This window comes from Candidatus Tisiphia endosymbiont of Ditula angustiorana, assembly GCF_964026425.1.
In the GTDB taxonomy this organism is placed as follows: domain Bacteria; phylum Pseudomonadota; class Alphaproteobacteria; order Rickettsiales; family Rickettsiaceae; genus Tisiphia.
Genome location: NZ_OZ032143.1, coordinates 2,004,490 through 2,023,317, shown reverse-complemented (window position 1 = coordinate 2,023,317; position 18,828 = coordinate 2,004,490). Strand labels below are relative to the sequence as shown.

Genomic DNA, 18,828 nt, shown 5'->3' with positions numbered 1-18,828 from the left:
TAAAAGGATTGTCAAAAAGGAGTGCCTGCAGTATTTATATTTTTAAACAAAAAAACAAACTACAGGCATGAAAAAAGATATCACAGAATTATATAGTTTTATAGATGATTTTTGTAAAATTTATTTGGAGTATGAACAGAGAAAGTTATTACCATCAAATAAGCAGAGAAATCGCTGTTGTAGCATGAGTTTAAGTGAAATGTTAACAATAATAATTATGTTTCATACATCCTATGCTAAGAATTTTAAATTTTTCTATAAAAGTTATATAGAGTGCATGCATAAGGATGATTTCCCTAAAGCCTTGAGTTATAATAGATTTGTTGAATTAATGGCACGATTATTCATACCGCTAAATATGTTGATTCATTTGTTGTTTGGTGAGGAAACAGGTATTTATTTTATTGACTCTACAACGATTAAAGCTTGTCACAATAAAAGGCGTTATAGCAATAAAGTTTTTAAAGGATTAGCCAAACATAGTAAATCCTCTATGGGGTATTTTTATGGTTTTAAATTACATGTAACAATCAATAATAAAGGGGAGTTTATGGCATTAAAAGTGACCAAAGGCAATGTAGATGATAGGATTCCAGTACCGGAGTTAACAAAAAGATTAACTGGAATTATAGCAGCTGATAAAGGTTATATTAAGCAAAATTTGTTCTTAAATTTATATGAAAGAGGCTTAAAAATGATTCATGGAATTAAGAAGAATATGGAAAATAAATTAATGGATTTGAAAGAAAAAATCTTACTTCGAAAGCGTAACTTAATTGAAACAGTTTTTGATTATCTAAAAAATAAAATGAACCTTGAACATACTAGACATAGATCACCAATAAATGCCTTTGTCCATATATTATCTACTCTTGTTGCTTATGGGCGATGTGAGGTTATATATATGATTGTTTAACTATGAAAATTGATTAAACCTGTTGTTCTACCAACAGTAGCCTACTGGTACATGCATTGAAGTAATTCTTTGTTTGAAGCTACCAGGACAATGTACTCGGCTTTTAAAGAGAATCTAAGCTGTGAGGTAAAGATTAAACTGCAAGCATCATGTGGTTAGAGGCTAGGCTTAGATGGTATGGTTAACATATGTGAACTACTGATAAATGTCGTTACAGTCGTAAGGAGCTAAAGATGCTGATAAGCTCTGTCCAAAAGGATAAGTGATCTGGTTATTGTGCTATAGGCTCACGATACGTAGACTTTATGATCACCGGCAGAAAGGTAGAACCTAACCTATCTATGTCATATATATAGAACACAGTAAGCCTGTATTTCTTCCCGGACTGGGAAAGTAAGCCGTAAGGTAAACTGATAGGGATGCAGGTAGAGGAGAGACGGAGAAAGCGAAGGCTGTTTTGTAATGAGGCAGATAAGGGTTGTAACATTATCCTACGCGAAAGCGGGCAGACTTCCGTTATGGTCTCTTATTACGAGAGAATTTGATGAAACTTTTAAAGGAGAAAAGCAAATGGTGGTTACAAATCAAATTGTAGCTAGTGCATCTACTGACAGCAATGTGAGTTGGCACAGTATTAACTGGAGTCGATGTAACAGAGTTATTAGAAGTCATCAGATGCGTATCGTAAAAGCAATACAGGAAGGTAGATGGGGTAAAGTTAAAGCTTTACAACGACTATTAACCCATTCTTTTAGCGGCAAAGCTCTTGCAGTTAGAAGAGTGACTGAGAATCGAGGAAAAAGAACTGCGGGTGTAGATCAAGAAATTTGGCATACACCTGATCTTAAATCTCAGGCAATAATAAACTTGAGGCAACATGGTTATAATCCATCCCCTCTTAGAAGGATTTATATACCAAAGGTGAATGGTAAGAGACCACTTGGTATACCTACTATGAAAGATAGAGCTATGCAAGCTCTTTATAAGCTAGCATTAGAACCAGTTGCAGAAACAACAGCAGATAGACATTCGTATGGGTTTAGAGCAGAAAGATCAGCTGCAGATGCCATAGAACAGTGTTATATAGTCCTTTCTAGGAAATGCGCTGCTCAATGGATACTGGAAGCTGATATTGAAGGATGTTATGATAACATTAGTCATCAATGGCTTCTAGATAATATTCCAATGGATAAAACCATATTAAGAAAATGGCTAAAAGCTGGATATATGGAAGCTGGTAATATCTACCCTACTGAATCTGGCACTCCGCAAGGTGGCATCGCTTCAGCATTACTTGCGAATATGACTCTAAGTGGATTGGGTAAGTTACTAGCTGAAAAGTTTCCGATGAAAATATCCTCAAGAAAACCGGCTCATAAGATCAACTATATTATCTATGCTGATGATTTTATTATCACAGGTCGATCCAAGGAACAATTAGAGAATCTTGTTTTACCTATTGTAGAGCAATTTTTACAAGAGCGAGGATTGAAGCTATCTAGTACTAAAACCAAAATTACTCATATTGATCAAGGTTTTGATTTCTTAGGACAGAATGTACGGAAATATACTCGATGAAAATCAACAATTGCGTTGTTGTTGTCCAAGACCTGCGGTGCTCACGTACTAATGTACGCTGTGCTCCTCGGCTTGGACACTCCTAGCACTTGTTGATTTTGATCTTCGTCTACCAACTCTTCATTTACGAGCAGTATATAATGGCAAGTTTCTTATCAAGCCATCTAAAAACAACTTACAAAACGTCATAAGAAAGATAAGGAAAATTGCTAAGATAATAAGATGATCAAACAAGTTTTATTGATAACTATGCTCAACCCTATTATCAGGGGTTGGACTTTATATCATAGACATATAGTTGCTAAAGAGAGTTTCAGTAAATTAAGGCACGAGATATTTAAGATTGTATGGCGATGGTCTAAACGTCGGCATCCAAATAAGAGTAGTAACTGGGTTAAGAATAAGTATTTTAAGTTTATAAGAGGTGATGCTTGGAGATTTGCTTGTATAGCTGACAAGCCAAAATTAGGGGAAGAACCAATTATTTATAAGCTTATTGACCCAGCTAAACTACCTATTAAGCGACATGTAAAGATTTTGTCCGAAGCTAATCCATATGATAAGCAATGGGATGATTATTTTGAAAAAAGATTAAAACATAAAATGTATGAATCTTTATCAGATAACAGAAAATTATTAAGTCTATGGAATAAGCAAAAAGGTAAGTGTCCGAATTGCACGCAAATCATCACATTAGAAACAGATTGGGATATACATCATGTTATCCCAAAATCAAAAGGTGGTGATAATAGGAGCTCAAATTTGATGATGCTACACATCAATTGCCATAAACAGATCCATAATCGGAGATTCAATGTTGAAGCTGGTTCTAAATAAATTGGGCTTTAAGAGGCTTGAGCCGTATGATGCGAAAGTATCCTGTACGGTTCTTAGGGGATGGGAGAAAGGTAACTTTCTTTCATTACCCGACTATTATACAATTCTTGGCAAATCTCTGCTTCATAACCTCCAGTAGGCTCACATACTATTATCTTAATTTCTTGCTCTTTTATTAATTTTATCAGTTCTTCATGCCCTAACTTATCATTGGAAAAACGATTATATATCGGTTTATTGTTAGACTCATATAAACATATATCTAACCATTTTTTACTTACATCTAGACCTATTATTTTACTCATGATATAATCTCCTTCGTCTTATTGTGCAAGGCTGCTGCTTCCAGCACCTTCTGCAATTTGTTCAAGGTAAACAACTAAGAGGGTACTTATTCTGTTCACGACTATTTCAGTCCAGTGTCTATCAAGTCACCCTCTTACAATTACTTATATCACATTTTAAAGATATAAGTGTGTTACTTAGTTGTACAGGGACGATAGGTAAGGTTGCTATAAATAAAATTGCATTAACAACTAATCAGCAAATAAATAGTATTGTATGTAAAAATATTCTAAAACCTGAGTATCTTGGATATTTTTTTGAAAATAAAACTAATTCTTTAAGTGTTTTAACAGATAATGTTGGAGTAAAACACGTCAATACTCAAATGTTAAGAGATTTTTTAGTTCCTCTCCCCCCTATTGAAATCCAAGAAAAAATTATAGGAGAAATCACAGAAATTGAGAAAAAAGAAAGTGAAGCAAAGCAAAAAATTAATAAATTACAAGACAGAATTAACAAGATATTCGAATATCAAAAAAACACTGTAAGTGCTAAAGAAATTGCAATTAAAGATATTGCAAAAAGTTTATTTGCTGGAGGTGATGTTCCGAGAGATAATTTTTCAAAATCGAAAACAGATGAATTTCAAATACCGATTTATTCCAATAATGTAACAAAAGCAATATATGGTTATACAAACATTGTCAAAGTTAATGAGCCGTGTGTTACAATAACTGCCCGTGGAACAATAGGTCATGTTGAATTTAGAAATGAAAAATTCTATCCGATAATTAGATTAATTGTATTAATACCAAAAATAGAAGTAGCAAATCCTCTGTATCTGAAATATATCCTAAGTAGAATAGGAATTAAAAATACTGGTTCAGTAATACCCCAATTAACCATACCTAAAATATCTGATGTAAAAGTCCAACTACCATTACTTAAAATCCAAGAAAGAATCGTAAAAGAAGTTGAAGAAATTGAACAAAAAACTGAACGAGCAAAACAATTTTTAATAAATGCAAAAGAAATGAAACAAAAAGTATTAAATAAACATTTGAAGTAATTCACCTTACGCAGGGAAAAGAAAAGCTGGATAAAAATAATGGTGTAAATATAGTTAGTTGTATCAAATAAAGATTAATTAAAATGCATGAGACCTTAGATATCTATAGTGATTATTTAATTTGCTAGAATAACAAAGCAACAGCTACTGGATTAGCTGATTTATTATGTGGCGAGATAAGTCATGATAAGTTTACTAGATTTTTAAATGGTAAGGCTCTAGGATCAGCATAACTTTGGATTTACATCAAAGCCGAAGTCAGGAGAAATGAGAAGAAAGCAGGCGGTGTTTTAATATTAGACGATTCAATTGAAGAGAAGCCATATACTGATGAGAACGAGATTATGTGTTGGCATTATTCGCATGCTAAATCTAGGCATGTTAAAGGTGTAAATATACTATCATGCCTTGTTCGTTATGGAGACATTACCTTACCAATAGGATATGAGATTGTCCATAAGGATGTAGTTTTTTCTGATATAGCCAGTAAAAAAATCAAGAAGAAAGCTAGCCTAACTAAAAACGAACATTTTCGTAATTTGATAAAACAAAGTATGGCAAACAAAGTGTTGTTTGAATATGTGCTAGCCGATAGCTGGTTTGGAGCAAAAGATAATTTGGAATATATACATAATTTGAATAGGTATTTTATAATTGTAAATTGTAAGCAGATTTTGACCCACTATTGTAATCACATCTGACAATTAAAAGAATATGGCAAATAAATTAATGGATTTAAAAGAGAAAATCTTACTTCGAAAGCGAAATTTAATCGAGACAGTTTTTGATTTTCTAAAGAAAAAAATGAATCTTGAGCATACAAGGCATAGGTCTGCTATAAATGTTTTTGTACACATATTATCATTCACTAAAGAAAAATAAGCCTTCAACAAAACTTGACTTTAATATGCATATCCACAACTTCCTTATCCCGAACGTAAAAAATGTTAAGAATAGTTTATATGGAATATTTAAAACACCAAAGTAAGTGGTTATTGATATTTGATAATCTCCATATTAATGAGAACGATAAAATTAAAGATATTATAGATTGGCATCATGGTGGACATATTATTATTTGTTCACAAGATGATAAATATTTAATTTCAAAAATCCCAGTGCCTTATTTAAAGGAAAAGCATGCTACTGTAATAATCAACAAGATTATGAAGAATCAATCACCTAAATCTAATTTTTACACATACAAGTAGTTATAGAAATTGCATCGTTGTTACTTTTTATAATGTTGTTGGATAAGCCATTTTATGTGGATATTATCCGCATGAGTCAAATTTAGATCCATGGAATATTTATAAACTTCTCTTATTAGTTTCAAAATATTATTAGGTTTTATTGTGTATTTATCACATATAGGAGTTATTTCTACAATAACTTTCTTGCAAGTATCCAATAAAAGAGTAAGGTTAACATTCTCCTCTTTGTCATCTTCATGTAAAAATTCTTCTATGTCTACATTTAGTGCGTCAGCCAAAGATTTTAGGATATCTATACGGGGATTGTTAGTAGTACCATGTATAATATTATGTACTACTCGTCCCTTTTTTGCTTTATTTTCTAAATCAACAACTCTCCATTCTCTCTCTTTGAGAAGTCTTTCAAGATTCTTTTTTATATTAGCAGCGTTATTAGACATAAAAATTTTATAAATGTATGCTGAATACAGTAAAATTTATTGCAAAATACAAAACTCTGTAATAATATGGTATTATTATTAAGTTAAGTAATAATACAATTAACTACCTATGGAATTTTTTGAAGTTATATAGGTATGTAAAAATAACAAAGTACCCACCAGTATTCTTCTGAGGTCGCTAAACTTTTAGATAGTACTGGTTAAACTGACAACGTTGTTTAGAACGCAGGTAACTATGCTTATAACACAAAACCATTCTGCGTGCAATAATGTAGATGATAAAAAACAGTGTAAAGAAAAGGAAGACAACGAAAATAACAATTAACAGTAAAAAAACTGTTATTGACTTTATAGGAGTATAGTTTAAAATTAAAAATGAAGTAACTGCAAAGTTACTTTGGGGTGTCGAAACCTGTAGTCCGTTAGTGGTAAGCATCAGTCATTAAATGATGAATCCTCGACTTTTATGGTCGGGGGGATGTTAGCTATGTTCAGGGCTTAAGGTGGAAACCTTAAGCCTAAAGGCTAACGTAGCTGTCTAGCGGCGGTTTTTCGAACTCCCCGATCGCCAAAGTAATCTATCAAGATTCTTTGGTGGTTAAAACTTGATAACTTTAAGTTTAATCATAAAGGGGATACCATCATGACAGATAAAACAACTTTACCTTCCAAAGCAATAATTTTTTTTGATCCAGCTTGTGACAATGCTTATGACCTTAAGCTTAGAAATGATGTCATTACTATCAGCCAACAAGAAGGACTAACAGTAGTAGAAATTATCGAATCTAAAGGATCTTATGATCATGCCACTCTTGGTCAATTAATTCGCCAAGTAATGACTTGTAGTAATAAGCCTGTCACCATATGAAAGATATTAATAACTGGCAATCAAAATTTGCACCTTGTGAATATTATTACAGGTTGATGGAGAAACCGCATCAAATGAATCAGGGAGTAAATATGCCAATAGATTTAGATGAAGTAAAAAAGGCTGTTTACTATGCCAAGAAATATCATGGCAGCCAAATGAGGCAGTCAGGTGAACCTTATTACACCCATCCAATAGAGGTAGCCTATATTGTCTCTGATTATCTTCCTCGCACTGACATTATTGTTACCAGTATATTGCATGATACAATAGAAGACACTGAATTTACAGAACCCATGATTGCCCATATTTTTGGCAATAAGGTTGCTAGCCAAGTAGAAGATTTAAGTAGAAACAAGCCCTACGGCAAGATTAGCTCAGCAGAGATGGTAAAAATATTATATAGACAAAAGAAATATGATGTCTTAATGATTAAGATAATTGATCGACTTCATAATACGCGAACTATAGGAGCTAAGTCTCCTGAGAAAATTAAGAAAATTATAGAGGAGACTTTTAAACAGTTCTTAATCCTCGCTATAGCCCTAGATATGTACGAAGTTGGAGAAGAGTTAAGTGAATTATGCTATAATCATTTAGCTTGTACTCCATTTTTAGAGGAAGATTGTAGAATGTTTTCCGAGGATCATTTCAAGCTTCAAGTTATAACTTTTGAAAATGATTTAGACCCAGTATACACCCTATAAGTATTGGCATCATAATCACTAGTAACCCGTATGAACCAAAATATTTTGTCAAATATATCATTCCAAAAGAAGTAACAAGATACATGCCAGCTCTTGAAATAGCGTATATCATACTATTATAGGTAAAACGTTTAAAAACGGGAAATTTCTTAAAAAATATGGGAAGAGCGGGTACTAGATCAAATGAAAACAACACGAGGCATACTTGTACTATTAAGACATAGAATGGATCAGTTGATTTGTTTAGAAAATATGGAGAGAGTACAATGAAAACAGTTAACAAAAATAACTTAACTTTAATAATTTTCAAAGGGTATATTTTGTAACTTAAATAACTTACACATATTAAGCCTATTAAGTGGAATATTGAAACGATGAAATTTTGATGAATAACTTGTGCGGCACTATAACCAAATGAGTTCTTTAAAATTCCTCCACATGCTATGTAGGCAAAATAGAAACATATAGGCCATGCACATTGCATTATGAAGTAATATATAGTTGTTTTCCTAGCGACCTTTTGGTTAAGAATCTCATCATTTTTTAATTCTTTTGTATCCATATTAGCTTTTTTATATTTTTGCAAAAGCCTCTTCTGTGCATCTGCAAACTCCGGTGTTTCTCTAAGTGTATTCCTTGCAACACCACCTATTACAGCAATTATAGCACCAATCCAAAAAGCGATTCTCCAATTTAGTCCAAAAGATGTTACTAAAGAAGCCATACCTAATGCGGCTGTTGTGCCAATTACTGATGCAACTGTCATGAAAGCAACTACAGGATATTGTATTGGTGGTTTTGTAAGTTCGGTTAAGTAAAGCACTGCTCCTATTATTTCTCCTATCGATGACATACCTTGAACAGCACCTCAGTACAGGACAAAGAGATTAAGGAGAGAAGAAAATAAGTAGATAACGCGTAGCCAAAGCTCTATTACTTAGGTTATTGAAGACTTAAGAGGCAAGAGAATGATTACAGCGTTATCACAATTAATAGGAGACTACTTTTTTAATAGTTTTGCAAGCATAAAATTAATAGAACAAATAATATTAGGATTATTGCAAGTGAGAGATGTAAATCTTACACAGCTTGCCTTAACGATAAAAGGAGATAAGCAAGAATCACGCTATAAGAAATTACAGAGATTTTTTGCCAAATGTGAATTATCATATACGTCCTTAGCCAAGTTACTGGTTAGGTTGGCTGGAATTGATGCTGAACAATGGTTACTAGTGCTGGATCGGACAAATTGGAAATTTGGTAAGCTTGACATCAATATTTTAGTATTATCTATTTGCCATAAAGGCATTGCTATACCAATTATGTGGGATATGTTGCCAAAAGCAGGAACTTCTAATAACGTTGAACGTCAGCAATTAATGGAAAGGTTTATTACTATATTTGGCATAGAGAAGATGTCAGCATTGCTTGGGGATCGGGAGTTTATAGGTGATTTATGGCTAAAGTTTTTAGCCGATAAAATGATACCATTTTATATTAGAATCAAAGCCAATCTTACCATTGGTAGAACAGAAGATGAGTTAGTTACTGCTAATCATTTAATTAAGAAGTTACAGAATGGTGAATATATGTTGTTTAAAGGAAAAAGATATTTGGGTAAGAATTATAAAGGACCTAAAGTATCTGTAGCAGCATTGCGTAATGCTCAAGGAGAATTAGTAATCATAGCTACCAATGATAACCCTAATATAGCACTAAATATATATAAAAAAAGATGGGAAATAGAAAACCTTTTTGCTTGCCTTAAGACGCGGGGCTTCAATTTTGAAAATACCCATATAATACATTTAGATAGAATTAGTAAATTGCTTGGTTTACTTGCTATAGCATTTACTTTTGCTTATGTTGTGGGTCAATGGCAAAATTCTATCAAACCTATAAAGCTTAAAAAACATGGTAGAAAGTCTATATCCTTATTCAGGTATGGCTTAGATTACTTGCAGAGAATATTTTTGAATATTGCAGAAATGATGGAAAAATGGATGGAAGTTATAACAAAATTTATTAAGCCAATAATACCATCTTTACTCCGATTATCACCTTGTTAATCTCTTTGTCCTGTACTGAGGAACAGCACGACAAATTGTAACTAATATAGCCGCAGAAAGTCCTATTTGCTTATATTCAGGTATATTCGTCATAACAATACAGGACATTGACATTAGAATAGTGGTCATAACAACTGTAGATTTACGACCCCATGTATCACCAATTTTACCAAAAATCAAAGCTCCTATTGGTCTAAATATGAAAGTAGAACAGAACGCAAAAGCGGAGAGGAAAGCAGCTGGGTAATGTCATATACAACATTACAAAAAAATTTAGATAAAATTATTAAAGACCGTAATTACCAAGTTACTGAACTTGAAAGAAAAGCTGGTTTAAAGAAAAATAATATATACAATATTCTAAAGGGGATATCTAAAAAACCTTCAGCAGAGTTGTTACAAACGGTAGCCGATGTACTAGGTATAACCGTTAAAGATTTATATAATACGTCAATTCGGGATAAGGTTATAATTTAGAGGGAAGTCGAGATTGCAATTTATAGAAGGTTTATTTTTCTTAAGAGAATAGGCAACTAGTGTAGAAAGTATATGAACAAAAGCATTTATAGGTGATCTGTGTCTAGTATGCTCAAGGTTCATTTTGTTCTTTAAATAATCAAAAACTGTTTCAATTAAATTACGTTTTCTTAGCATAATCTTCTCCTTTAAATCCATTAATTTATTTGGCATATTTTTCTTAATCCCATGTACCATTTTTAATCCTCTTTCATATAAACTGACGAATAAGTTTTGCTTAATATATACTACTCATAAATGAAGAGTTGCAAAGATAGGAGAGATATTATAAAGTTTAGGACATTATGAGTAAGAATGTATTGACAGAAGAACAAAGAGAAAAGTTGAAGGAACGTCATAAGACAGAACGAGACGGACGCATACGTGATCGTATTAAGGCAGTTTTGATGTATGACGATGGGTATAGTAATGTAGAGATTGCTAAGGTACTACTCTTGAGCCACGAAGCGATAAGAAAACATATTGTTGATTATCAAAAAGCCAATAAGCTTAATACCGACAATGGGGGTAGTGCAAGCAAATTAAGTGATGGTGAGAAGACAGAATTAGTGACTCACCTAGAAGCAAATAATTATGTTTATGCGAAAGATATTATGCATCACATTGAGAACAAATATGGTGTGACATATACGATAACGGGAGTAACAAAATTACTATACAAACTGGGATTTGTTTACAAGAAGCCGAAAATAGTACCGGCTAAGCTGGATTTTGACAAGCAAGAATTATTTAAGTTAAACTACAGTTTGCTAAAAGGGAATCTCAGAGATAAGGAAGCTATATATTTTATGGATGGTGTTCATCCTCAGTATCAAGCAAGGGCAAGGTGTGGTTGGATAAGAAAGAACCAAGATAAAACCTTACCAACATTCAGTGGCTGGAAAAGAAAGCACATGATTGGTGCTATTAACCTAGCCGATTTGCAGTTAGTAAGTACAGAGAACCCCAAAATAAATGGGGAGCAGATAGTTAATTTTTTACAAAAGTTAGAAGAGGAGAATAGTGACAAGGAGAGAATATATTTAATCTGTGACAATGCTAGTTACCACAAATCCAAGAAAGTCAAGGAATACCTAGTAAATACGAAAATAGAGCTAGTATTTTTGCCATCATATAGTCCAAATCTGAACCCAATTGAGAGATTATGGAAGTTTATGCACCGTATTACAACTAATAATAAATTTTATCATAATTTTGAACAATTTTCGGAAGCAATAAACAAATTTTTTAGCAACATCGGTGATTATAAAGATAGGTTACGTACCTTAATAAACGATAATTTCCAAACTATTACCGTTAACCATTTCTGCAACTCTTCAGGTTAATTGAGTATATCCTTTATCTGCATACATAACTCCAGTTAAACCATCTGTTAACTCAGGTACTGGAATCCTATCATCAACGTTTCCTTTAGTCATTTTTAATGCTATAAATTGTCCTTTTTCATTAATAATTAAGTGTAACTTGAACCCATAAAAATAACCCATCGATGATTTGCTATGTTTTGCTAGCCCCTTAAATATTTTATTACTATATAGTAAAATACATTGAATTAGGTGACAAAGAACATAGAAATAGCTTCGAATAATTTACTAGTTTCTGTTATCTTATTTTTAATCCATTTTTTCATATTAGCCCAAAATTTTTCTATTGGATTTAAGTCTGGTGAATATGGGGGTAAAAAAATAACCTTACAACCTATTGATTCTATTAATTCTTTCGTCTTCTTTGATTTATGGAAACTAGCATTATCCAGTACTACAACCTGTCCTGCTTTTAATTCTTTAATTAAAAACTTCTCAACCCAATTATTAAATAGTTCTGTATTACAAGTTCCATTAAACACAAAAGGGGCTATCGGCTTATTATTTACCAAACCAGCTATGATATTAGTTCTTTGATACTGTTTACCACTTTTTTGTCCTAGCAACAATTCTCCTATCTTACCCCAACCTCTATCTTGGCAAATAGTCCTATCTATACCACTTTCATCAAGATATACTATTTGCTCTTTGTCATATTTACTGACCTTTTCTAAATATTCAGATCGTTTCTCTGCACTTGCTTCCAAATAACGTCAATTCGGGATAAGGATATTGAGAACATGTAGATTAAAATCAAATTTTGTTGAAGGTTTATTTTTCTTTAATGAGTCGGGTAATGAAAGAAAGTTACCTTTCTCCCATCCCCTAAGAACCGTACAGGATACTTTCGCATCATACGGCTCAAGCCTCTTAAAGCCCAATTTATTTAGAACCAGCTTCAACATTGAATCTCCGATTATGGATCTGTTTATGGCAATTGATGTGTAGCATCATCAAATTTGAGCTCCTATTATCACCACCTTTTGATTTTGGGATAACATGATGTATATCCCAATCTGTTTCTAATGTGATGATTTGCGTGCAATTCGGACACTTACCTTTTTGCTTATTCCATAGACTTAATAATTTTCTGTTATCTGATAAAGATTCATACATTTTATGTTTTAATCTTTTTTCAAAATAATCATCCCATTGCTTATCATATGGATTAGCTTCGGACAAAATCTTTACATGTCGCTTAATAGGTAGTTTAGCTGGGTCAATAAGCTTATAAATAATTGGTTCTTCCCCTAATTTTGGCTTGTCAGCTATACAAGCAAATCTCCAAGCATCACCTCTTATAAACTTAAAATACTTATTCTTAACCCAGTTACTACTCTTATTTGGATGCCGACGTTTAGACCATCGCCATACAATCTTAAATATCTCGTGCCTTAATTTACTGAAACTCTCTTTAGCAACTATATGTCTATGATATAAAGTCCAACCCCTGATAATAGGGTTGAGCATAGTTATCAATAAAACTTGTTTGATCATCTTATTATCTTAGCAATTTTCCTTATCTTTCTTATGACGTTTTGTAAGTTGTTTTTAGATGGCTTGATAAGAAACTTGCCATTATATACTGCTCGTAAATGAAGAGTTGGTAGACGAAGATCAAAATCAACAAGTGCTAGGAGTGTCCAAGCCGAGGAGCACAGCGTACATTAGTACGTGAGCACCGCAGGTCTTGGACAACAACAACGCAATTGTTGATTTTCATCGAGTATATTTCCGTACATTCTGTCCTAAGAAATCAAAACCTTGATCAATATGAGTAATTTTGGTTTTAGTACTAGATAGCTTCAATCCTCGCTCTTGTAAAAATTGCTCTACAATAGGTAAAACAAGATTCTCTAATTGTTCCTTGGATCGACCTGTGATAATAAAATCATCAGCATAGATAATATAGTTGATCTTATGAGCCGGTTTTCTTGAGGATATTTTCATCGGAAACTTTTCAGCTAGTAACTTACCCAATCCACTTAGAGTCATATTCGCAAGTAATGCTGAAGCGATGCCACCTTGCGGAGTGCCAGATTCAGTAGGGTAGATATTACCAGCTTCCATATATCCAGCTTTTAGCCATTTTCTTAATATGGTTTTATCCATTGGAATATTATCTAGAAGCCATTGATGACTAATGTTATCATAACATCCTTCAATATCAGCTTCCAGTATCCATTGAGCAGCGCATTTCCTAGAAAGGACTATATAACACTGTTCTATGGCATCTGCAGCTGATCTTTCTGCTCTAAACCCATACGAATGTCTATCTGCTGTTGTTTCTGCAACTGGTTCTAATGCTAGCTTATAAAGAGCTTGCATAGCTCTATCTTTCATAGTAGGTATACCAAGTGGTCTCTTACCATTCACCTTTGGTATATAAATCCTTCTAAGAGGGGATGGATTATAACCATGTTGCCTCAAGTTTATTATTGCCTGAGATTTAAGATCAGGTGTATGCCAAATTTCTTGATCTACACCCGCAGTTCTTTTTCCTCGATTCTCAGTCACTCTTCTAACTGCAAGAGCTTTGCCGCTAAAAGAATGGGTTAATAGTCGTTGTAAAGCTTTAACTTTACCCCATCTACCTTCCTGTATTGCTTTTACGATACGCATCTGATGACTTCTAATAACTCTGTTACATCGACTCCAGTTAATACTGTGCCAACTCACATTGCTGTCAGTAGATGCACTAGCTACAATTTGATTTGTAACCACCATTTGCTTTTCTCCTTTAAAAGTTTCATCAAATTCTCTCGTAATAAGAGACCATAACGGAAGTCTGCCCGCTTTCGCGTAGGATAATGTTACAACCCTTATCTGCCTCATTACAAAACAGCCTTCGCTTTCTCCGTCTCTCCTCTACCTGCATCCCTATCAGTTTACCTTACGGCTTACTTTCCCAGTCCGGGAAGAAATACAGGCTTACTGTGTTCTATATATATGACATAGATAGGTTAGGTTCTACCTTTCTGCCGGTGATCATAAAGTCTACGTATCGTGAGCCTATAGCACAATAACCAGATCACTTATCCTTTTGGACAGAGCTTATCAGCATCTTTAGCTCCTTACGACTGTAACGACATTTATCAGTAGTTCACATATGTTAACCATACCATCTAAGCCTAGCCTCTAACCACATGATGCTTGCAGTTTAATCTTTACCTCACAGCTTAGATTCTCTTTAAAAGCCGAGTACATTGTCCTGGTAGCTTCAAACAAAGAATTACTTCAATGCATGTACCAGTAGGCTACTGTTGGTAGAACAACAGGTTTAATCAATTTTCATAGTTAAACAATCATATATATAACCTCACATCGCCCATAAGCAACAGATACATAAGGTCAATACCTATAGTTTTAATTCATTTAGTAAATCGGTGAATTTGTGTAAAACTGATAAGAAGGACGCATTTAAATTAGCATATTATGGCGATAAGATGCAACTTACAGCTAATTATTTATATCAAGTTGAATCAGAGACTTTGAAGAGATATCAGCAAAGGCGAGAAGATTTAGTATTAATTCTTAGCAATGAAAAGAAGAGGCTACATCATAGTATACTGCTCGTAAATGAAGAGTTGGTAGACGAAGATCAAAATCAACAAGTGCTAGGAGTGTCCAAGCCGAGGAGCACAGCGTACATTAGTACGTGAGTACCGCAGGTCTTGGACAACGACAACGCAATTATTGATTTTCATCGAGTATATTGATGGCATTGATAAAGAGAGTATAGAAAAACTCATTAAATTTTTACAGAATGAAATAGCTGAGCTTGATAAAAAATTAAATGAGGTAATAGACGAATCAGAAGAGTTGAAAGAGAAGGTAAAAATATTAGAGAGTGTGCCTGGTATTGGTAAATGCGTAGGTAAAAAACTAATTAGTTTTTTACCTGAATTAGGAAATAAAAATTATAGTAGTAACGAATTGTCAGCAATTGTGGGAATAGCTCCTTATGCTCGTGATAGTGGTAATAAGCAAGGACGAAGATTTATTAGAGGTGGCAGGAAAATACCACGAGATGCTTTATACACTTACTATTACCCACAAAATAACAATGGTGAAAAAGAAGTAAAAATAATATACTGATTTGCAATTAAAATATTACATTGTAGAGGTATAGTATGAGTCAAGAAATAATAAATAATTATTTGACCGAGGAATTTAGTGGAGCTATTTTGGGTGATAAAAGGCTGACAAATAGGTTAATAAAGATAGCTGATAATTTTGCAAATATACCTGAAAGCTCAATTAATCAAGCATGTGGAAATTGGGCAGAAACAAAAGCAGCATATCGTTTTTTTAAAAACGATAATGTTAAGGAATCAAAAATATTAGAAGCCCATATTGCTAAAGCAGTAGAAAGAATCAAAGAGCATGATAAAGTTCTTGTTATACAAGATACTAGTTATATCACATATACTAGTCATAAAAAAACTACTGGATTGGGTGTGTTATCAAGAAAAGAGGGAAAGAATGTTAAAAATATTGAATGTAAAGGTCTGATAATGCATACTGCCTTTGCGGTTGCTACCAATGGATTAGCACTTGGGTTGTTGGATCAAAAGATTCACAATAGACCAGCAGTGCCTGAAGAAATACAACAGTTAAAAAAAACTAGTCATGGTAATGCGGTACATATTAAAGATAAAGAAAGTATGAAGTGGCTTAATGCATTACAGAACACTATTAATGCAACGAATAATAGTAATACCCAAATTATAACTGTTTGTGATAGAGAAGCTGATATATATGATTTTTTTGAATTGGCACAAGCTCAGAAATCTAAAGTTTTAGTTAGAGCTGCACAGGATAGAGAAATAAATAAAAAGTCAAAATATTCCAAAAAAGATAGACAATATTTGTGGAAGGTAGTATCGGGTTTCCAGTGTGCTGGAGAAATAGCAGTTAAAGATACTAGTCAAGAAAATAAAGCTAATAGGATTAGACATTTGGAAGTTAGATTTGGAAAATTTATAATGAATCCTCCTGTAAACAATGTAAGACATAAAACAGAAACATTGCCAAATTTACCAGTATATGCCATCAATGTTATTGAGCGTCGTCCCCCTAGTGGAACAACACCATTAGAATGGATGTTACTAACCAATATAGTTATCAATAATTTTGAAGAAGCTATAGAGAAAGTAAGATGGTATTGTTTAAGATGGAGAATTGAAATTTTTCATAAAATTTTAAAATCTGGATTTAGGGTTGAACAATGTAGACTTGCAACAGGAGAAAGATTAATAAAATACTTGACAATCATGAGCATAATTGCTTGGAGAATTTTTTTTATTACTTTAATTGGCAGAACTAATCCTAATCTACCATGTAGTGTAATATTAGCTGAAGAAGAATGGCGAGTTTTGTATGTAAAGATACACAAAGCAGCTCCCCCTAATAATACAATTCCTACAATAAAAAATGCTATAATATGGGTTGCTAAATTGGGTGGGTATTTAGCAAGAAAAAATGATCTAGAGCCTGGTCCTATTGTATTGTGGAGAGGATGGCAACGGTTATTTGATCTAGTTCAAGGTTATCAATTAGCTAACTCTAATATTTGTGGGTAATAGTAAGGCTTTATACATGGCGGTATTGGCGGGGAAGAATGGTGTCAAGAATGGTTTTCAATATTTAAAAGCTTTATATGATAGGCTTGTTAACAATTTTAAACCTAAAAAGGTTGCTATAGTTGCATGCATGCGTAAACTACTTGAAGTGTGCCATAAACTTATTCAACAAAAACGTTGTTTTGTTATTTAGATAAATATTTTTTATTTTTTTGAAAATTTAGATAAAAGATAATTGCTGTTAACAAAGGTATAGGAAAGAAAGTAAGAATAGGGTAGAATGGTCTTAAAAAGGAGATATATATGGATCAACGATTATATCCTATTAAGGCTGATTTTTTCCGTAAAGAAATAGAGCCAATTATAGAGAAGAACTATATTTGGAAGGGTCGACCTGTTCAAATAAGTCATTACAGAGTATTTTGTGCAATAATGTATGTGCTGAGAACTGGCGTACCATGGAGAGATTTACCAAAATGTTATGGTTGCTGGCATACTATCTATCAACGTTTTAAACGAGGTAGTGAAAGAGGAATATGGTGGAAGATATTAATGCTTCTACAGTGTAGCAAGAAGATAATGATTAATATAGTTATCTCAGATAGCAGTATATTCAAGCTGCACCGACATGGCGGCGGCTTAAAAGGGGGAGTCAAACCAAGGGGAAGAGCAAGGGAGGAATGAGTACGAAGCTGCACCTTACGATGACAGTACAAGGGCATATAGTAGAAGGATTTCTGACAGGAGGGAATAGCAATGATATTGCTGTGGCAGAAGAGTTAAGTGCAGGAATTGTAGGGTGCTGTGTTATTCAAGATCGTGGATATGATAGTAATAAAAATCGTCAGAATCTTGTTTCACAAAATAATATACCGGTAATTCCCGGAAGAAAGAATAGGAAGATAGAGATTATATATGACAAGGAAAAATATAAGTTAAGAGGAGCAATAGAAAGATTTTTTGGTAAGATTAAAGAAAACAGGAGTCTTGGACTTCGTTATGAAAAAGATGATCTTTCCTTCCTGCCTTTTATTGCTTTTGCTGCTATTAAAATAAATCTTCGAAACCTTTGTTAACAGTGTCTAGAGCAATAACGGTAGCAAGATCACTACGTACTAGATTTTCTATATCAGGACTGGATTGTAGCACTAATTTGCGGGTAAAATCAGTATATGCTGCAATGCTTTTAGGGGAGAGTGTTACTTGGGCAAATGCTTGCTCGCTATGCTCAGGGCTTCTACCTTCCGATACCCAAAAAGTAGTAGCTCCACCAGTTTGTTTTGGTATTGCTACATCGCCATGCAAGCCACTCATTACTTTAGCTCCCATTTGCTTAACAAGCATTTTGTTACGCAACAG

Annotated in this window: 23 protein-coding genes and 5 pseudogenes; 18 read left to right on the top strand and 10 right to left on the bottom strand. The window is 33.4% G+C overall.

Going from position 1 to position 18,828, the window contains the following annotated elements; genetic code table 11:
• Positions 1-67: 67 nt before the first annotated feature.
• The 3 genes and pseudogenes from AAGD29_RS09800 (at position 68) to AAGD29_RS09790 (ending at position 3,331) form a co-directional block, all read left to right on the top strand.
• Positions 68-916 (top strand): IS982 family transposase, encoded by an 849-nt coding sequence (locus tag AAGD29_RS09800; protein WP_341757988.1) that lies wholly within the window; start codon positions 68-70, stop codon positions 914-916.
• A 570-nt stretch (positions 917-1,486) separates the two neighbouring features.
• Positions 1,487-2,485: pseudogene (locus AAGD29_RS09795) on the top strand (reverse transcriptase domain-containing protein); the annotation flags it as partial.
• 231 nt (positions 2,486-2,716) lie between these two features.
• A complete protein-coding gene (locus AAGD29_RS09790; protein ID WP_341757326.1) occupies positions 2,717-3,331 on the top strand; it encodes a group II intron maturase-specific domain-containing protein in 615 nt (204 codons plus the stop codon).
• Positions 3,332-3,384: 53 nt separating this feature from the next.
• On the opposite strand, the gene AAGD29_RS09785 is transcribed toward AAGD29_RS09790, so the two are convergent.
• Positions 3,385-3,636, bottom strand: coding sequence for a hypothetical protein (locus tag AAGD29_RS09785; protein ID WP_341757287.1), 252 nt, complete (start codon positions 3,634-3,636; stop codon positions 3,385-3,387).
• Between the two features lie 170 nt (positions 3,637-3,806).
• Between AAGD29_RS09785 and AAGD29_RS09780 the strand changes: the two genes are divergently transcribed.
• From AAGD29_RS09780 to AAGD29_RS09765, 4 genes and pseudogenes are all read left to right on the top strand, one after another.
• Positions 3,807-4,685: a restriction endonuclease subunit S gene (locus tag AAGD29_RS09780; protein WP_341757987.1), complete on the top strand. Its 879-nt coding sequence runs from the start codon at positions 3,807-3,809 to the stop codon at positions 4,683-4,685.
• A 239-nt stretch (positions 4,686-4,924) separates the two neighbouring features.
• The gene (locus AAGD29_RS09775) at positions 4,925-5,386 is read left to right on the top strand and encodes a transposase (protein ID WP_341758795.1); all 462 of its coding nucleotides are present in this window, start codon (positions 4,925-4,927) and stop codon (positions 5,384-5,386) included.
• Positions 5,387-5,393: 7 nt separating this feature from the next.
• Positions 5,394-5,549, top strand: a pseudogene (locus AAGD29_RS09770) (transposase); the annotation flags it as partial.
• Between the two features lie 80 nt (positions 5,550-5,629).
• Entirely contained in the window at positions 5,630-5,896 is a 267-nt protein-coding gene (locus tag AAGD29_RS09765; RefSeq protein ID WP_341757986.1) for a hypothetical protein, read from the top strand.
• Between the two features lie 20 nt (positions 5,897-5,916).
• On the opposite strand, the gene AAGD29_RS09760 is transcribed toward AAGD29_RS09765, so the two are convergent.
• Positions 5,917-6,339 carry a helix-turn-helix transcriptional regulator gene (locus AAGD29_RS09760; protein ID WP_341757985.1) on the bottom strand — a complete coding sequence of 141 codons (423 nt, stop codon included), beginning with the start codon at positions 6,337-6,339 and terminating at the stop codon, positions 5,917-5,919.
• A 643-nt stretch (positions 6,340-6,982) separates the two neighbouring features.
• On the opposite strand from AAGD29_RS09760, the gene AAGD29_RS09755 reads away from it, so the two are divergent.
• Together AAGD29_RS09755 and AAGD29_RS09750 are read left to right on the top strand one after the other, a co-directional pair.
• Positions 6,983-7,207 (top strand): hypothetical protein, encoded by a 225-nt coding sequence (locus tag AAGD29_RS09755; RefSeq protein ID WP_341757984.1) that lies wholly within the window; start codon positions 6,983-6,985, stop codon positions 7,205-7,207.
• The gene (locus AAGD29_RS09750) at positions 7,204-7,914 is read left to right on the top strand and encodes an HD domain-containing protein (protein WP_341757983.1); all 711 of its coding nucleotides are present in this window, start codon (positions 7,204-7,206) and stop codon (positions 7,912-7,914) included. The genes AAGD29_RS09755 and AAGD29_RS09750 overlap by 4 nt, the downstream gene beginning before the upstream one ends.
• Here the strand turns inward: AAGD29_RS09750 and AAGD29_RS09745 are convergent.
• The gene (locus AAGD29_RS09745; protein WP_341757982.1) at positions 7,871-8,767 is read right to left on the bottom strand and encodes an MFS transporter; all 897 of its coding nucleotides are present in this window, start codon (positions 8,765-8,767) and stop codon (positions 7,871-7,873) included. The two genes, AAGD29_RS09750 and AAGD29_RS09745, sit on opposite strands and share 44 nt — an antisense overlap.
• Positions 8,768-8,882: 115 nt before the next feature.
• Here AAGD29_RS09745 and AAGD29_RS09740 point away from each other — a divergent pair, with 115 nt between their 5' ends.
• Complete coding sequence (locus AAGD29_RS09740) at positions 8,883-9,983, top strand: IS4 family transposase (protein WP_341757626.1); 1,101 nt, start codon at positions 8,883-8,885, stop codon at positions 9,981-9,983.
• On the opposite strand, the pseudogene AAGD29_RS09735 reads toward AAGD29_RS09740, so the two are convergent.
• Positions 9,972-10,202 (bottom strand): annotated as a pseudogene (locus tag AAGD29_RS09735) (MFS transporter); the annotation flags it as partial. The gene AAGD29_RS09740 and the pseudogene AAGD29_RS09735 sit on opposite strands and share 12 nt — an antisense overlap.
• 27 nt (positions 10,203-10,229) lie before the next feature.
• On the opposite strand from AAGD29_RS09735, the gene AAGD29_RS09730 reads away from it, so the two are divergent.
• Entirely contained in the window at positions 10,230-10,460 is a 231-nt protein-coding gene (locus AAGD29_RS09730; protein WP_341757980.1) for a helix-turn-helix transcriptional regulator, read from the top strand.
• On the opposite strand, the gene AAGD29_RS09725 is transcribed toward AAGD29_RS09730, so the two are convergent.
• Complete coding sequence (locus tag AAGD29_RS09725) at positions 10,434-10,742, bottom strand: transposase (protein WP_410521212.1); 309 nt, start codon at positions 10,740-10,742, stop codon at positions 10,434-10,436. The genes AAGD29_RS09730 and AAGD29_RS09725 overlap by 27 nt on opposite strands.
• A 62-nt stretch (positions 10,743-10,804) precedes the next feature.
• Here AAGD29_RS09725 and AAGD29_RS09720 point away from each other — a divergent pair, with 62 nt between their 5' ends.
• The gene (locus tag AAGD29_RS09720) at positions 10,805-11,845 is read left to right on the top strand and encodes an IS630 family transposase (RefSeq protein WP_341757979.1); all 1,041 of its coding nucleotides are present in this window, start codon (positions 10,805-10,807) and stop codon (positions 11,843-11,845) included.
• 6 nt (positions 11,846-11,851) lie between these two features.
• On the opposite strand, the pseudogene AAGD29_RS09715 reads toward AAGD29_RS09720, so the two are convergent.
• The 4 genes and pseudogenes from AAGD29_RS09715 to AAGD29_RS09700 form a co-directional block, all read right to left on the bottom strand.
• Positions 11,852-12,049 (bottom strand): annotated as a pseudogene (locus AAGD29_RS09715) (transposase); the annotation flags it as partial.
• A 23-nt stretch (positions 12,050-12,072) separates the two neighbouring features.
• On the bottom strand, positions 12,073-12,591 hold the full coding sequence (locus tag AAGD29_RS09710; protein ID WP_341757978.1) for an IS630 family transposase: 519 nt from the start codon (positions 12,589-12,591) through the stop codon (positions 12,073-12,075).
• Positions 12,592-12,766: 175 nt separating this feature from the next.
• Entirely contained in the window at positions 12,767-13,381 is a 615-nt protein-coding gene (locus tag AAGD29_RS09705; protein WP_341757326.1) for a group II intron maturase-specific domain-containing protein, read from the bottom strand.
• A gap of 231 nt (positions 13,382-13,612) precedes the next feature.
• A pseudogene (locus AAGD29_RS09700) lies at positions 13,613-14,611 on the bottom strand (reverse transcriptase domain-containing protein); the annotation flags it as partial.
• Between the two features lie 659 nt (positions 14,612-15,270).
• On the opposite strand from AAGD29_RS09700, the gene AAGD29_RS09695 reads away from it, so the two are divergent.
• The 6 genes from AAGD29_RS09695 (at position 15,271) to AAGD29_RS09670 (ending at position 18,545) form a co-directional block, all read left to right on the top strand.
• The gene (locus AAGD29_RS09695; protein ID WP_341757290.1) at positions 15,271-15,546 is read left to right on the top strand and encodes a hypothetical protein; all 276 of its coding nucleotides are present in this window, start codon (positions 15,271-15,273) and stop codon (positions 15,544-15,546) included.
• Positions 15,547-15,580: 34 nt separating this feature from the next.
• A complete protein-coding gene (locus AAGD29_RS09690) occupies positions 15,581-15,982 on the top strand; it encodes a transposase (RefSeq protein ID WP_341757977.1) in 402 nt (133 codons plus the stop codon).
• Between the two features lie 35 nt (positions 15,983-16,017).
• On the top strand, positions 16,018-17,469 hold the full coding sequence (locus tag AAGD29_RS09685) for an IS4 family transposase (RefSeq protein ID WP_341757292.1): 1,452 nt from the start codon (positions 16,018-16,020) through the stop codon (positions 17,467-17,469).
• Complete coding sequence (locus AAGD29_RS09680; RefSeq protein WP_341757316.1) at positions 17,462-17,662, top strand: hypothetical protein; 201 nt, start codon at positions 17,462-17,464, stop codon at positions 17,660-17,662. Before AAGD29_RS09685 ends, AAGD29_RS09680 begins: the two co-directional genes overlap by 8 nt.
• Before the next feature lie 110 nt (positions 17,663-17,772).
• The gene (locus AAGD29_RS09675) at positions 17,773-18,153 is read left to right on the top strand and encodes a transposase (protein WP_341757976.1); all 381 of its coding nucleotides are present in this window, start codon (positions 17,773-17,775) and stop codon (positions 18,151-18,153) included.
• Between the two features lie 20 nt (positions 18,154-18,173).
• Positions 18,174-18,545, top strand: a complete 372-nt coding sequence (locus tag AAGD29_RS09670) for a transposase (protein WP_341757975.1) — start codon at positions 18,174-18,176, stop codon at positions 18,543-18,545.
• On the opposite strand, the gene AAGD29_RS09665 is transcribed toward AAGD29_RS09670, so the two are convergent.
• Entirely contained in the window at positions 18,517-18,825 is a 309-nt protein-coding gene (locus AAGD29_RS09665; protein ID WP_341757974.1) for a phage major capsid protein, read from the bottom strand. The genes AAGD29_RS09670 and AAGD29_RS09665 overlap by 29 nt on opposite strands.
• Positions 18,826-18,828 lie beyond the last annotated feature (3 nt).